The 15077-nt window shown below is 57.0% G+C and carries 11 protein-coding genes; 4 read left to right on the forward strand and 7 right to left on the reverse strand.

Annotated elements, in window-relative coordinates:
• Nucleotides 1–17 precede the first annotated feature (17 nt).
• Nucleotides 18–998, reverse strand: a complete 981-nt coding sequence (locus CKO36_RS05325) for a calcium-binding protein (protein ID WP_200281553.1) — start codon at nt 996–998, stop codon at nt 18–20.
• Nucleotides 999–1123: 125 nt separating this feature from the next.
• Here CKO36_RS05325 and CKO36_RS05330 point away from each other — a divergent pair, with 125 nt between their 5' ends.
• From CKO36_RS05330 to CKO36_RS05340, 3 genes are read left to right on the forward strand one after another with little or no spacing between them, the layout of a single operon-like run.
• Nucleotides 1124–2479 carry a glycosyltransferase gene (locus tag CKO36_RS05330; protein ID WP_200281556.1) on the forward strand — a complete coding sequence of 452 codons (1356 nt, stop codon included), beginning with the start codon at nt 1124–1126 and terminating at the stop codon, nt 2477–2479.
• Nucleotides 2472–4229, forward strand: a complete 1758-nt coding sequence (locus CKO36_RS05335; RefSeq protein WP_200281559.1) for a type I secretion system permease/ATPase — start codon at nt 2472–2474, stop codon at nt 4227–4229. Before CKO36_RS05330 ends, CKO36_RS05335 begins: the two co-directional genes overlap by 8 nt.
• The gene (locus CKO36_RS05340) at nt 4226–5539 is read left to right on the forward strand and encodes an HlyD family type I secretion periplasmic adaptor subunit (RefSeq protein WP_200281560.1); all 1314 of its coding nucleotides are present in this window, start codon (nt 4226–4228) and stop codon (nt 5537–5539) included. The genes CKO36_RS05335 and CKO36_RS05340 overlap by 4 nt, the downstream gene beginning before the upstream one ends.
• Nucleotides 5540–5555: 16 nt before the next feature.
• Here the strand turns inward: CKO36_RS05340 and CKO36_RS05345 are convergent, their stop codons facing one another.
• From CKO36_RS05345 to CKO36_RS05370, 6 genes are all read right to left on the reverse strand, one after another.
• Nucleotides 5556–5936 carry a hypothetical protein gene (locus CKO36_RS05345; protein WP_200281561.1) on the reverse strand — a complete coding sequence of 127 codons (381 nt, stop codon included), beginning with the start codon at nt 5934–5936 and terminating at the stop codon, nt 5556–5558.
• Between the two features lie 82 nt (nt 5937–6018).
• Nucleotides 6019–7110 carry a polysaccharide pyruvyl transferase family protein gene (locus CKO36_RS05350; protein ID WP_200281562.1) on the reverse strand — a complete coding sequence of 364 codons (1092 nt, stop codon included), beginning with the start codon at nt 7108–7110 and terminating at the stop codon, nt 6019–6021.
• Between the two features lie 45 nt (nt 7111–7155).
• Complete coding sequence (locus CKO36_RS05355; RefSeq protein ID WP_200281563.1) at nt 7156–9642, reverse strand: glycosyltransferase family 2 protein; 2487 nt, start codon at nt 9640–9642, stop codon at nt 7156–7158.
• A 545-nt stretch (nt 9643–10187) separates the two neighbouring features.
• Nucleotides 10188–11588, reverse strand: coding sequence for a TRAP transporter large permease (locus tag CKO36_RS05360; RefSeq protein WP_200281564.1), 1401 nt, complete (start codon nt 11586–11588; stop codon nt 10188–10190).
• Entirely contained in the window at nt 11585–12208 is a 624-nt protein-coding gene (locus tag CKO36_RS05365) for a TRAP transporter small permease (RefSeq protein WP_200281565.1), read from the reverse strand. The genes CKO36_RS05360 and CKO36_RS05365 overlap by 4 nt, the downstream gene beginning before the upstream one ends.
• Nucleotides 12209–12300: 92 nt before the next feature.
• Nucleotides 12301–13260, reverse strand: a complete 960-nt coding sequence (locus CKO36_RS05370; RefSeq protein ID WP_242469410.1) for a TRAP transporter substrate-binding protein — start codon at nt 13258–13260, stop codon at nt 12301–12303.
• A gap of 236 nt (nt 13261–13496) precedes the next feature.
• Between CKO36_RS05370 and CKO36_RS05375 the strand changes: the two genes are divergently transcribed.
• The gene (locus CKO36_RS05375; protein ID WP_200281568.1) at nt 13497–15071 is read left to right on the forward strand and encodes an AAA-like domain-containing protein; all 1575 of its coding nucleotides are present in this window, start codon (nt 13497–13499) and stop codon (nt 15069–15071) included.
• The last annotated feature ends 6 nt before the right edge of the window (nt 15072–15077 follow it).

Consider the following 15077-nt stretch of genomic DNA (forward strand, 5'->3'; position numbering starts at 1 on the left):
GAAGGTTGCTGCCGAGGCTAAACGACGGTGAAAAACAAATCATCATCCGCATCGTCGCCCTGATCAGGCGGCTCGGATTGCTGATCTGCAACGCCGTTTTGATTCTGCTGCAACCCAACCAGGCCTTGGGTTTCCTCGTTCGTGACGTTGAGCTGGTTGGCATCGACGCCTGTCAGAAACACGCTACCCTGGCTGCCATCCGGGCCAATGAAGGTAATCAGCGCACCCTGGCTGCCGTCTTCTGTCTGGTGATTTTCAATGGTGTAATCCTGACTGTCAAAGACACCGTCGTTATTGAAGTCCCCCAGAATCAGGGTATCGTCGTCGCCATCGGCGCCGAAATCCGTGATGGTGTCCTGACCATAATCATAAGGGGTCGGATCGGGAGCGTCCGGATCTTCTTCAGTCTCTTCGGGTGGTAGTTCTTGCGGGTAAAGAAAGGTATCGGCCCCTTGACCGCCGGTGAGCTGGTCGTTGCCGGCGCCGCCAATCAGGGCATCGTCGCCCTCGCCGCCATCCAGGGCGTCATCGCCGGCGCCACCGCCGAGCTCGTCTTGACCCTGACCGCCATTAATGGCGTTATTGCCAAGGTTACCGAAAATCATATTGTCTTCATCCGACCCTTCAACATTGACGTCCTGAGTGCCGCCGAGGATCCAATTCGGAGTCCCTTCATCTATTACCAGTGGGATCTCTGGATCCGGCGGATTCTCTGGATCCACCGGGATTTCATCGGTGTTGATGACCGTGAACTGTTGGCCGTCATCCGTTGTCATGACATACTCGCCCGGCTGACCGGTGGCCTGCATGGTGGAACCATCCACACCTTCGTCATTTTGCAGGTAAAGAAACTGCTGGAAGTCAAGGAATTGATCTTCAGACGCGCTGTCCAGTTCCGGATCATCTGGATTGTCGGGATTCTCAGGAATGGGTGCGATGATATCGCCAACCGTGTTGTCGCTGCCGCCGATGCCCTGGTTTGGATTGACTGTTGACATGGATGAACTCCGGGCATCAAGCAGGATGCCATTTCAAAGTGTGTCTATTAGTGGTTTTTATGACAGCTGTTGGCTTTCGCCAATGAATAGCCAATGAATGCTTCGCCTATGAAAACAGACTTAATATGAACATTGCGCTTATTCATCACCGATTTCCTGGGCAATTTGTTTATTTGGCACGAAAAGTATCTGGGAACAGCAAATATCAGCTCATCGCCATTACCAGTCAAAACCACAGTAACCAAGGAGCTTCGCGAAGCCAAGAGTCACAAAGACACCTGAACGTCACTGATCCGATGATTTTGCCGCCTCCAACAGGCGGAGGGAAGGGGCACAACCTCTGCTTATTATATCAAAGCCACTGCCCAACGGCTCATCAATCTTCCGATCCCGCCATCGCTCGATATGCGGCGGAAGTTCATAACGGGCGCGAAGTTGCGCGCCGATTGCAAGCGCTGAAGCAGCGCGGATTGATACCAGATATCGCGGTGGCCCATCTTGGCTGGGGCGAAGCGCTCTATGTCAAAGATGTCTTTCCTGACTGCCCCTTGTTGGGCTACTGTGAATATTACTACCAAGCCCAAGGCGCAGATTTTGGGTTTGATCGGGAATTTTCAACACGCAATGGACCGGAAGATGAATGGCGAGTACGGAGCCAAAATGCGTCCCTGCTCTTGAGTCTGTCAGCGATGGATTATGGGATCAGTCCGACCCCTTGGCAGCGGTCGTTGTTTCCACCCGAATATCAAGGAAAGATTGAGGTTTTGCATGAGGGAGTTGATACAGATCGCATTGTGCCCTGCCCTTCGGCGAGCTTTGAACTGCCTGATGGACGAATTCTGCATAAAGACCAAGAAATCGTGACCTATTCAACACGCAACTTGGAGCCTTATCGTGGTTTTCATCAATTTCTGCGTGCGGCAGCGGAGCTGTGCCGGCGACGACCGGATTGTCTGATCTTGATCGCTGGTGGTGATGGCGTCAGCTACAGTCCGCGTCTGCCACGTGGTCAGACTTATCGTGAGCGGTTATTGCGTGATGTTGAGATCGATCAGAATCGCGTACTTTTTTTGGGGACTTTGCCTTTTGCGCGCTACGTACAGCTGCTTCAGGTATCGGCGGTGCATGTTTATCTCACCGTTCCGTTCGTGCTGTCGTGGTCATTATTGGACGCAATGGCGGCAGAGGCTATTGTGATTGCATCCAACACCGCCCCGGTGCGCGATCTGATTGTCGATGGCTACAATGGCTTGTTGGTTGATTTTTTCTCTCCCCGGAAGATCGCGGATCGGATTGGAACCGTGCTTGATCATCCCGAGCGTTTTATTCCGCTGGGCCGGGCCGCGCGCCAGCATGTCATCGAACACTATCAAGCGCGCACCAGCGTGGCACGCTATGAGCGCATCATGCAGGATCTGGTTCAAAGTCGTCGAATCGCGCGCCCTGAATACTCTGATTTTTCGATGACAAGCCATGGATGAATTATTGCGTCGGTTCCGGTTGTCGGTGGTGATCGTCGGTTTCTTCAGTTTTGTGATCAATCTGCTGATGCTGTCGCCCGCTTTGTTTATGCTGCAACTGTTTAACCGGGTGTTGCACAGCCGCAGCAATGAAACCCTGCTGATGCTGGTGTTGATCACTTTGTTTGCCCTGCTGATCGCCGGCTGGCTGGATGGGATTCGCGCGCAGTTGTTGAACCGTTTGGGGAGTTTCGCCTGGCGTCAGTTACGCATTCCCGCGCTGGAGGCGCTATGGCAATGGTCGCATCAAGGGCAAAATAACGATGACAATCTGGACGATGTAAAAACACTGGCGGCCTTTTTGAGTCAACCCGTCAAAGTTTTTTTCGACTTGCCGTGGTTCCCGGTCTTTTTATTGATCCTCTATCTTTTCCACCCCTTGCTGGCGATGGTGACCGTTTTCGGTGCGGTGGTGATGATTGGTTTGGCAATCACCGAGGAGATCATCGAGCAGCGTGCGCTGACCAGGGTGCATGAGGCCATGACAAAAACCCAGCGTTTTCAGCGCGAAGCGCTGGCGCATCAGGAATCGGTCATGGGCTTGGGTATGCGTGATCAGGTCGCACGTCGGTGGCTGCGATACCACGAACGCGCTCTGCGCATCCAGGAAAGCTCGACGGATGCAACCAGCCGGATCAATGGCCTCGCCCACATCACCCGGGGATTGATTCGCATGATCGGGCTGACCACCGCTGCCTGGCTGATTATTAACACCCCGGATATGTCAGCGGGCATTATGATCGCCACCGGCATCCTGATGGGCCAGGCGCTGGCTCCAATCAGCGGAGTGATTGGCGCCTGGAAAGGCTTTGTGAAAGCACGGCAGGCCTATAGCCGGCTGCGGGCGATGACGGACGCACATGATCGTCAGCAGGAGAGTCGCAACAGTCGGCTGAATTTGCCTCGTCCGCAAGGGATTCTGGCGGTTGAGCAGGCGCATTTGGTCATTGGAGGGCGCCTGATTTTGTCGAACCTGGCCTTTCAGTTGAACGCAGGGGAGAGCCTCGGCGTGGTGGGGCTGAACGCGGCCGGTAAGACTTCCCTGGCCCGGCTCTTGGTGGGTCTGTATCCGCCCACCAGCGGTCGAGTGACGCTGGATGGGGCGGATATTCATCCCTGGATGCAGGCCGGTTTAGGCACCAGCCTTGGGTATCTGCCGCAACAGGTCGATTTGTTTTCCGGAACCATCGCCGAAAACATCGCCCGTCTGGATGAGGTTGCCGAGCGCGAAGAGGACATTATTCGCGCCGCGCAGCTGGCTGGAATCCACGATGCCATTCTGCGCTTGCCCGATGGCTATGATACTGAGATCGGTGCCGGAGGCGGCACCCTCTCCGGTGGCCAGCGGCAGCTGCTGGCACTAGCGCGAGCGCTCTATCGCGATCCGGTATTCGTGGTCCTCGACGAGCCCAATGCCAGCCTGGATGGGCAGGCCGAGTTACGGCTCCTGGGAACGCTTCGGGAACTCAAAGCGCTGGGTACCACCACCGTCATTATCAGCCATAAGCTGTCTGTGCTCAGGGGAGTTGATAAGCTGCTGGTGCTCAACCAAGGGCGCCAGGTGCATTATGGACTGCGAGCCAAGATTCTTGACATCCTCGCCAAAGACCCGGCGCTGCCAATACCCAGTGCCGCCTCAAGCAAGCGCCCCAAGCTGCCACATCAGGAAGATGCACCCGATACCACAAGCGATGAGCGCTCATCCGCATGACCGATTCCAATAACGAACATCATCATAACCGGGATTTCCACCGTGTCGCGCGACGTGGGCTGCTGGTCTGCATTGTTTTTGTCGGCGGTTTCTTCACCTGGTCGGCGTTGGCCCCCCTGGGCAGTGCGGTGGTGGCACCCGGCATCGTCAAAATCTGGACGCATCGCAAGACCATCCAGCATCTCGACGGCGGGATCGTACAGGCGATTTATGTCGCGGATGGCAGCCTGGTTCAAGAAGGCGATCCCTTGATTTTGCTCGAAGACACGACCACCAGTGCGGCATTGAATATCCTGACCGATCAGCAAAATGCATTGACCATTCAGGAGCAGCGTCTACTCGCCGAGCAAAGTCTGAGCAAGGCGTTCAAGCTTCCCGAACCCCTGCAATCATCACCGGATCCCAAAATCAAGGCGCTCTATGCCAGTGAGCTGTCGCTGTTTGAAGCCCGGCGCAACAATCTCAACGATCAGATCGATCTCTTGCGCGACGGCATCATTCAGGCTCAGGCCGCAGTCACCAGCGCGAGCGCGGAAATTCGCGCCATTGAAGAAGGACTCGAATATACCAGCGAGTTGGTGGATACCACAGAAACAATGGCGGAAAAGGGCTTTGTCGAGCGCGCCATGCTGTTGGAAAAGCGCGAGGCCCTGGCGGAAAAGAAAGAGCGCCTGCATGCCCAAACGGCCAGGCTAGCCGAGTTGCGCAAGCAAATCGTCGATCAGAAGCTGCGCATCATCGCGCTGCGCAATGCCTACATGGAGGAAGCCGAGGAGGCGCGCAAACAAACGCGCGAACAACTGGTGGAAATTGAAGAGCGCTTGCGACCCGCACGCATCGCGCAGGAACGCACGCTGCTGACCGCGCCGATCACCGGTCAGGTGATGGAGTTGAAAGTCACCACCATTGGCGGGGTGATTCGCCCGGGCGAACCCTTGCTGGATATCGTCCCGCAGGACAACGAGCTGATTGTGGAAGTCAAGGTGTCAAATCAGGATATCGACAACGTCTATGTTGGGCAGCCGGCCGATGTGCAGCTCAATGCATTCAATCGGCGCACTACGCCGTTGGTGGATGGTCAAGTGATCTATGTGGCTGGCGATGCGGTGGAAGAGGCAGGCCGACCGGGCGTCCTATATTTTATGAGCCACATCAGCCTGGATCAGGAGCAACTGACGCGACTGGCCGACATCGCACTGACGCCTGGGATGCCGGTCACCGCGTTTATCAAAACTCAGACACGCACCTTACTCGATTATCTGACCTCACCGCTGACCGACCACTGGCGGCGTGCGCTGCGCGAGGATTGACGCAGGCCAATTTCAATCACTCCTCAGGCTTGGCGGGCAGCAATTGCTGCTTACGCGCCATGCGGCGGAAATTCTGACTCGCCGCCAACACATCCGCAACGATGGTCTTGGCCAGTTCCGGTTCCATCTCCGGCAGGTGCGCGGCGGCAGTGTTCAGGGTGTCAGCGAGCATGAGCGCGGTCAGCTCGGCTTTCTTGTAATCAAGTGCCCGGCGCTGCTCCAGCCAGGCGGTCACTTCGGCTTTTTCCTCGTCACTGAGGTTTGCGGTAGCTTTCTCGTTCAACTGGCCTGTTGACAGATTGGCAGCGCCGACCAGTGTCGATTTGGTACGCCCGGCCTCATCGTCATACACCGGCTTGATGAGCTGTACATGATTGCCGCGGATACGAAAATGCATGGGTCTCCCCCCGTTGATGGAACATGCGTATGATCATCATACGGGGTTTTTGACCGAATGCAAGCTCTCTCGCTCCTTAGGCTCAGCCAGCCGGATCCGGTTGAAGAAACGGCTGCGTTTCGATGCCATTGCGCCACAGAAAATCCCAGTAGTTCTGTGCCAGATTTTGGCGTCTCTGATCAAAGGCAAGCGGGTCGAAGCGAAACAGGCGCGGCAAATCTTCCAGCGTGACACCGTCGATCACCTCGGCAATGGTCACATGCGGAACACACATGGTTTCGCAGAGTTCGAGCGTTCTTGAATCATGGGCGATACAGAGCGCCGGCACGCCGGCCTGCAAGGCCAGCACAATGCCATGCACGCGCGTGCCAACGACAAAGTCAAATTCACCCAGCGCATCCATCCACTCGGGAATGCTGCCAAACACGCGTGCATGAAGCCGACTCCATGTAGCCAGATCATCCCGACTCATGGCCGGATCAATGGCCGCTCGAATGCTGGACAGGGACGCATCGGACAGGGATTGGGTCTCGTCCCAAGCAAGTTTCAACAATTCGAGCGGATGCTGAACAATGTAGGCACCACGCTGTTGGGTCACCAGCGCCGCGAGCGATCTTTCCAGTCGGTTCCACGGTTCCCAGGGATTGCCCGCCGCCACGGCCAAACGGCGTATCGGCCCGAAACGGCGACCAATACGTTGTCCCAACGCGGGATCCGGATTGATGAACAGACTGGGACAGCCCAGTACCTGGGTCTGCGCGCCCAGACCATAATGATCCAAAACCCGTTGCGTAAAGGCTCCGCGCACACTAATGTTGGGCGCCTTTGAGGGGGCCTGAGCGATAATTGCGCGCACCCAGCGTAGCGAACCCTCCGGGAGGTCAGGCATCACCGCCGTATTGGAAGACTGGGCGCCCAACCCGATGGCGACCATTGGGCGGTCAATGCGCTCGAAGCTTTGTGCCAGTGCACCGAGATCCACATGACCGCCGAGCTGATTGGCGCATGGCAACACGGCGCAACCTGGCTGGGTATTGATGAGTTCGGGATCGGTTCCCCAGTTGAGACAGGTCAAACTACCGCCCAACTGTTGGTCAATAGCGTAGTGGAAGGCCAGATTGCCGGTGTTGTGACCGACCGCGCGCGCGAGTTCCTCGGCGGATAAGTGGTGCATATCGGAGACTTGCGACGCCAAGCCCAAGATAAACACGGGCGCCAATCAGACCCTGCTCAGCCGCTGGCTGATCGCTGGGGAGGCGGTACGCTCGGCCAATTGTTGGATGCTCGCTCCCCAGCGCCGCGTCTGCACCCAAGCGTTATAACGCGACAGGTTGGTTCGCCAACCAAGGTCGCCCGCATAGGGAAAGGACAGTCGCTCCAGGTGATACAGCTCAACCCGTGGCGTATACCAGATGGAATAACCGGCTGCCCGTAGTTTCAGACACAGATCGGAATCCTCAAAATCGCCGAGAATATAGTCCTCGGATAGACCTCCCACTTCAACATAGACTGAGCGCTTCAGCAGCATGCAGGCGCCGGTCACCGCATCGACCGGTTGGGGGGCTGAATCGCCCGCCTGATGATTGGGCAGCCCTTTGTCCGGATGGGTGTTGAACCAAAACCCGGGCAGGCTAGGTTCCTGGAAGAAGGTCATGCCGGCGTGCTGAATCAGTCCATCGGCAAACAACAGCTTGGGACCCAACGCACCGGGCGACTCCAGAGTTGCGAACATCTCAACCAGGCGACTCAGCCAGCCGGGTTGACGCGGAAAGACATCGGAATTGAGCAACAGCAGATAATCGCCCTGTGCCTGGCGAGCGCCCAGATTGGTCGCCCCGGCATAGCCAAGATTGGCACCAGAGATCACGGTCTTGAAGGGGACGCCAAAGAGTGGTGCATCTCGGCGACACAGGGCAACGAACTCATTGAGCCGCCCCGGGTCATCAAGCACATAAATCAGTTCGCAGCGGTGAAAATCCACATCATCGGCAAATTGCGCCAATTGATAGCTCAGTAAATCGACCCGACCATAGATGGGCACGATCAGCGACACTAGCGGCTCCTCGGGAAGGACACCAAAGGTTTCGATACGTGCTGTGATTTTCGGTCGCTTGCGCTCAGACCACAGCCCGGCAATGGTGGGACCAACCGTCCGGTCGTAAAAATCGAACAACTGCGGCGCCCAGGTCGGGAAACTGCCCAGTAATTCGCGAATCGCCGGCAGCGGCTGTTCGGCATTGACCGGTTGAACCGACAGCACTTGACGTCGGACACGACCATCGCGCATGCGCACGCGCAGGTATAGCGGCGTGTCGCCCTCCAGCGGCAGGGGCAATGCCACCCGCAGATTAAAGCCAATCAACTCATTCGCCGGGCTGAGTCCCTGCTGGCGCAGATAGCGACACACATCGGACCGGGCCATGTTGGGAATCTGTCTGGTCAAATCGACAAAAGCGCCAAAGGCGGTAAACAAGTGAATAGCGTCAATCTGGCACTGGCTGTCGGCAAGCCAGCCACGCAGATGCAGCCCATGATTGGACAGTGCCAACAGGGCGTCACAGTGCAGAATCACCTGTTCCCGGGTGCGCGAGCTAGGATTGATGGTCAGACTGTTCCGTGGATTGCGCAACCAGCCGCTCAGGGCATTCAACAACGGTTGTAACCCCTGTCGCTGGGCTTTTCGGTTCAGCTGTGGTCCGAAGCCCTCCAATAGCCGAAACGCCTGGCTTTGGTCGAGCATGTCGTGGCTGGCGGTCAAATCGATCACCGGATAGAGCGTGACCAGGGCGATCATGCCATCATCCAGCTCGGCAGATAAAAAGCCTTTTTCCAACATCGCCAGGGGTTGATCCGTCAGGACGAAGCATTCCAGCCCTGGTTGATCTTCCACCGGCAGACCAGCCCAGCGACATTGACGAACAAGCGGCGGATGAGGGCTGCGTATCAGCTGATTGGTCAAGTCTGTGCGCCCGGAGGGCAGATGCAGCACCAAACGGCGCAAACGACCCGGCGCAGCGACCAGATAGCCGCTGAAGAACAGCCCAAGTCCAGGCAAACTGCCACAATGTTCGATATCCAGAATAAAGGCTTGCTCGGGTCTAGCACCGCTGCGACGTACCCGACGTTTCAGTTGAATATGCGGAACGCTTGATGACAAAATTTGGCGCGAAATTTGTCTCAAGCTACTTGGTTTGGTCGAAACAGGATTTTTTTTCTCCGTCATGACAGCTGACGGCTTTTGATCAAGAGGCTGGAGCTGGGACTGAAACTTAGGCTCAGTCTGGGGTAAACCTGGCTCTAGAAGCGGTGCGAGCAGCGTATTGATAACCGAATCATCCAGAGCGGGAAAAGTCCGCGACAATCCCTTGCCTAATCCTTTGCGCAAACGGCGCAATTGCTCCGATGTAAACTCGCTAAAATCGACGTCTTTCCAGGCTGACAAACGGGCTTTACCGAGGCTGGCCAGCTTGGTGCCATTGGAGCCAAGCAATTTGATCGCAACCTTGTGCATCAGCAACGCCTCGCCGACCTGAGCGATGTAGATTACACGTCGCTGATCGGAATCTAAAGGTAAGCCCAGATAGGGCTTTGGAATGTCATGGACTTTATTCAGGATCAGACGAAAATCGCGGGGTGGAGCTTCTTGATTCCAGCTGAGGATCAACAGGGAGGCATGACGAAACGCCGCCAGGGTATGAATAGTCATAGGTTTTTATATCCCTCAATGAGGTCACCATCATCGCCACGCTTACCATGCGACTTCAACTCCCACCGCGCATTTGACGACTGCCAAGCGAACCGCCGCGCCGATCCGTGCCAACTCGCAGGCACGGGGATAAAGTGCTGATGTCCACACCAATGCCAACATGGGAAAGACATCGCCAGATCGCGCTCTGGGGGGTAATCGCTATCCGCGAAACTTTGAGCTAATAGTCAGATTTGAAAATTGATGCAGGCCAGTACTGGCGCGAACATATTGCCCGGATATCAAAACAGAAGGCCATAGTATTGGCTCGGAGGCTATCGGGCAACTCGACGCTGCGGTTTTTGTAGTCATGATGACTGGGCAACACATCGGCTGGCGTAGTGCCCTTACCCACCCAGAGCGCGGCGGTGGTCAGAGGATGGGAAGCCTCGAGCTCATTAGACCACGACTCCTCGCGAATGCGCCTCCATAGCTCAGCAAAGGCGTGCTGAAAAAGGCGTAAGGCACGGATCGCTGATGCGGAAGAGCCAAGTTTAGACAGCCACTCAACGATACCCCTGCAACTGATCAAGATACTCCGGCAGGAACAATGAAATCTGCGGGATGTAGGTGATCAGCATCAAAAAGCCGAGCAGTAACAGCATCCAGGGCAGCACGGCACGAATCACCCAACCAATGGACTCACCGGTGATGCCGGCAGTGACAAAGAGATTCAATCCCACCGGTGGCGTCAGCATGCCGATTTCCATGTTCACCACCATGATGATACCGAGATGAATCGGATCAATACCGAGCTGTGTGGCAATAGGGAACAAAATGGGCGCCATAATCAGCAAAATCGCCGATGGCTCCATGAAATTCCCGGCAATCAGCAGCAGAATATTCACCACAATCAGAAATACCCAAGGCGCCAGCCCCCAGGCCACAATGGTCTCGGCAATCTCATGGGGAATGCGCTCAGTGGTCAGCACATGGGCGAACAGCATCGCATTGGCGATGATGAACAGCAGCATCAGACTCACCCGGGCGCCATCCATGACCACCTTGCGCACTTCCGGATGCCGCAAGCTGCGTGGCAAGGCCAGCACCACCTGATAGCTGTTGCGCCACAGCATGGCGCCCGCGCCCTCCCCCGGCTGCCGCCAGGGAATGCCTTTCAGGGGGCCCATGTCGCGATAGCCAATCACCGCTACCAGATAGGCATAGACCGCCGATACCGCTGCGGCCTCGGTTGGGCTGGCGATGCCGCCATAGATGGATCCCAGCACAATGATGATCAGCAGTAAGCCACCGGAGGCGCTGAAACCGGCGGACAATGCCTCGCGCAACCCCGGCCAGGGCTGAGCAGGCATTTGCTTGATGCGCGCGACAATGTAGATGGCAATCATCAGGATCAGGCCCATCATGATCCCCGGAATAAATCCCGCCATGAACATACGCGCCGCCGACACCTCGGTGGCTGCCGCATAAACCAGCATCACAATGGAGGGTGGTATCAGAATTCCCAGGGTGCCGGCATTGGTAATGACTCCGGCGGCAAAGGTCTTGGGATAGCCTGATTTGACCATGCCAGCGATCACAATAGATCCGATCGCCGCCACGGTCGCCGGCGATGAGCCGGACACGGCGGCGAAGAGCATGCAGGCCAGCACCGAGGCCATCGCCAGACCGCCGCGAATATGACCCACCGCCGCCACCGCAAAGCGAATCATCCGCTTGGCCACGCCCCCGGTGGAGAGAAACTGCGATGACAGAATAAAGAAGGGAATCGCCAGTAACGTGTAATGCGCCGACAGGGTTTCAAACAGCTTGAGCGCAATGGAAGCGAGCGAATCGCTGGAAAACAACAGAATGGTGACAATGCTGGAGAAGCCCAGCGCCAGCGCGATCGGCATGCCGATCAGCAGGCAGGCAAACAACAGCACAAACAGCACAGTGGTCGTCATGCGCGCGCTCCTCCCTGACTGCTCAGTCCAGCTCGCGCCGGCGGCGTTGAATCCGGCCCCGGTTTCGACGCTGGCTCTGGCTCTGGTTCATTCAGTTCCGCCATCAGATGCAGACTCTCTTCTGCCTCATCGTGAAAGCCGAAGCCGCGCGCCTGCCCTCGCACCAGTCGCCACAGCAGGATGAGCAGGCGCAAGGACAACAGCCCGAGTCCAATAATCAAAATGCTGTCTGCCAGCCAGATGGGCAGCGGAATGTCTTTAAGCTCAATGCCAATTTTGTGCATCTTGCTCAGATACACCCAGCCGCCGTCAATAAAGAGTCCGCAATAGATCAGCGCCAAGATCACTGCCACAATGCTCAAAAGACGTTGCGCCAGCGGTGGCAGCAGGCGCACAAAGGCATCGACACCGATATGGGCACCGACCTTAAGCCCGTAAGAGACCCCGAACAGTACAAACCAGGCTGACAGGTACAGGGTGGCCTCCTGCCCCCAAGTCAGGCCAGTATTAAACACAAAACGCAGGATAACCTCAAAGAACACCAGCAGCGTCATACTGACCAGCAGCAGAGCAATGATCGTCTCTTCGAGTTGATTCAGGATGCGGATCATACTGGGCATCGGCTCACCTCTGCGGATTTATTTGGGCAATTTATTGCGGCCATTGGGACCACGCATGGGTGACCCAAATGGCCCCGCCGTTGATTCAACCCTCAGTCAGTCTGATTCGCCGCATAAGCCGCTTCAATCAGCTCAACGCCGATGTCTTCCTGGAACTCGTCCCAGACCGGTTTCATCACCTCAACCCACTGGGCGCGTTCTTCCGGCGTCAGCTCAATGATCTCACAGCGGCCCGACTCGGCGATTTTCTGCTTATCCTCGATCGCCTTGTCGCGCGCAATCTGATTGCCATACGCCAGCGCCTCATCCAGTGCCGCCTTGACCGGCTCGCGCACGTCATCAGGCAAACCGCTCCAGAATTCATCGGAAGTCACCACCATGTAGTCCAGCAACCCGTGATTGGACTCGGTGATATAGGGTTGCACTTCAAAGAACTTCTTGGAGTAAATATTCGACCAGGTATTCTCCTGCCCATCAATGGCCTTGGTCTGCAACAGGGTAAAGACCTCCGAAAAAGGTTTTTTGACCGGCGTTGCATCCACAGCCTTGAACTGTGCTTCCAACACATCGGAAGCCATGATGCGGAATTTCAGCCCATCGGCATCCGCAGGCACCCGCAGCGGCGTGCTGGCCGAGAGTTGCTTCATGCCGTTATGCAGATAGCCCAGACCAATCAGCCCCTTGTCCTGCATGCTCAACAGCATCGTCTGGCCCTCATCGCTTTGCTGAAAGCGATCCACCGCGTCCAGATCCTCGAACAAAAACGGCAGATCATAGAGTGCCAACACATCGGTATAGCGGCTGAACTTCGACAGCGCCGGAGCAGCCATCTGCACATCACCAAGCAGCATAGCTTCCAGCACCTTGTCATCACCAAAGAGCTGGGAATTCGGATAGACCTCGACCACCACCTGATCGCCCAGCTTCTCCGCCACCAGCGCTTTGAACTTCTCGGCCATCTTGCCCTTGGGGGTATTCTCCGCCACCACATGGGCGAACTTGATCACAATGGGATCCTCAGCGGCCAGCGCCAACGTGCCAAAGACCGTCATCACGGTGCCGAGAATCAAAGCCGCAACAGGCTTGGAATGAATGTTCTTTATCATGCTTTCTGACCTCAATGCTGCTTAGGAAATGCGCAAATCGCGTCCAGCTTATCGCTGCATCTGAATTGCAGCGAACGGGCATTCTGCCCGAAATCGAACGGGCTTGCCCATCTGCGCGCCTGAGCGAAACACCCAGTCGCACATGCTATGCTTCCTCGACCCAGTCATCCGGAAACCGACGCATGCGTTTCTTCAACACCGAGGGGCCAGTACGGCCTGACGATCACTACAGCGTGCCCCCGCTGTCACGCTGGGATCTCGATGAGGTGCTCACCCTCATCGAGCAAAAGAAATATTTCCTGCTGCACGCCCCGCGCCAAACCGGCAAGACCAGCTGTCTGCTGGCGCTGATGGATCATCTGAATCGGGAGGGGCGCTATCGGACGGTCTATGTCAATCTGGAAACCGCGCAGACCGCGCGCGAGGACGTTGCACTGGGAATGCGTGCGATCTGCGGCGCCATTGAAGCTGCCGCCCAGCTCTATCTGCACGATGAGCGACTGGCCGTCTGGACCGAAGCCGCCTGGAGCCGTCGTGGACCCAATGGGGTGCTCACAGGCCTGCTTGAGCACTGGAGCCAGCACAGTTCGCAGCCGCTGGTGGTGCTGCTTGATGAAGTGGATGCGCTGGTCGGTGACACTCTGATTTCGCTGCTGCGCCAGCTGCGCGCTGGCTACCCTCAGCGTCCAATGGCCTTTCCGCACACAATGATCCTCTGTGGCGTGCGTGACCTGCGTGACTACCGGATTCATGCTAGCGGCGAGGCCAGCCCCATCACCGGCGGCAGCGCTTTCAATATTAAGGCCAAATCGCTGCGCTTAGGGGACTTCTCACCAGCCGAGACGCGCACGCTGCTGCTGGAGCACACCACCGCAACCGGGCAGATGTTTACCCCCGACGCACTCAATCGTGTGTGGGAACTAACACAAGGTCAACCCTGGCTGGTCAATGCGCTGGCTTATCGTGCCTGTTTTGAGCTGCGCGCCGGCCGTGATCGCACCCAGGCCATCACCACCGAGCTAATCAACCAGGCCAAGGAAAAGATGATCATTGAGCGTGTCACCCACCTTGACCAGCTGGCCGACAAGCTACGCGAGGAACGGGTGCGACGAGTAATCGAGCCCATGCTGGCCGGAACCCTGATGGAACAGGTGCCCGAGGATGATCGTCAATATTTGCTCGATCTGGGACTCCTGCGCGAGACCCAGGGCGGAGGTTTGATCGTCGCCAATCCCATCTACCGCGAGGTGCTACCACGCGCCCTGGCCAGCGGCCCCCAGGCCACCCTGCCCCAGCTCCAGCCCAGTTGGCTGACGCCTGAGGGGCAACTCGATCCCGCGCGCCTGCTCGAGGCCTTCCTGGGTTTCTGGCGCCAGCACGGCGAGCCGCTGTTCAAAAGTGCGCCCTATCACGAAATCGCCCCACATCTGGTGCTGATGGCTTTTTTGCAACGGGTGGTCAATGGCGGCGGGACGCTGGAGCGCGAATATGCCATCGGCGCGGGACGCATGGATCTGTGTCTACGTTATGGCACGCTCACGCTGGGGATAGAACTGAAGGTGTGGCGTGACACCAAGCCTGATCCACTCACCGAGGGATTGCATCAGCTCGACGGCTATCTGGCCGGTTTGGCTCTGGAGACTGGCTGGCTGGTGATCTTTGATCGTCGCTCCGGGCAGCCGCCGCTGGCCGAACGGACCACCAGCACCCTGACCACCAGCCCCCAGGGACGGCACATTCTAGTGGTGCGTGCCTGAAGCCTT

The sequence above is a fragment of the Rhabdochromatium marinum genome (assembly GCF_016583795.1).
GTDB classification, from domain to species: Bacteria; Pseudomonadota; Gammaproteobacteria; order Chromatiales; family Chromatiaceae; genus Rhabdochromatium; species Rhabdochromatium marinum.

Coding starts and splice junctions, on each gene's coding strand:
- CKO36_RS05325 (WP_200281553.1), bottom strand. CDS start 998: ATGTCAACAGTCAATCCAAACCAGGGCATCGGCGGCAGCGACAACACG.
- CKO36_RS05330 (WP_200281556.1), top strand. CDS start 1,124: ATGAACATTGCGCTTATTCATCACCGATTTCCTGGGCAATTTGTTTAT.
- CKO36_RS05335 (WP_200281559.1), top strand. CDS start 2,472: ATGGATGAATTATTGCGTCGGTTCCGGTTGTCGGTGGTGATCGTCGGT.
- CKO36_RS05340 (WP_200281560.1), top strand. CDS start 4,226: ATGACCGATTCCAATAACGAACATCATCATAACCGGGATTTCCACCGT.
- CKO36_RS05345 (WP_200281561.1), bottom strand. CDS start 5,936: ATGCATTTTCGTATCCGCGGCAATCATGTACAGCTCATCAAGCCGGTG.
- CKO36_RS05350 (WP_200281562.1), bottom strand. CDS start 7,110: ATGCACCACTTATCCGCCGAGGAACTCGCGCGCGCGGTCGGTCACAAC.
- CKO36_RS05355 (WP_200281563.1), bottom strand. CDS start 9,642: ATGACTATTCATACCCTGGCGGCGTTTCGTCATGCCTCCCTGTTGATC.
- CKO36_RS05360 (WP_200281564.1), bottom strand. CDS start 11,588: ATGACGACCACTGTGCTGTTTGTGCTGTTGTTTGCCTGCCTGCTGATC.
- CKO36_RS05365 (WP_200281565.1), bottom strand. CDS start 12,208: ATGCCCAGTATGATCCGCATCCTGAATCAACTCGAAGAGACGATCATT.
- CKO36_RS05370 (WP_242469410.1), bottom strand. CDS start 13,260: ATGACGGTCTTTGGCACGTTGGCGCTGGCCGCTGAGGATCCCATTGTG.
- CKO36_RS05375 (WP_200281568.1), top strand. CDS start 13,497: ATGCGTTTCTTCAACACCGAGGGGCCAGTACGGCCTGACGATCACTAC.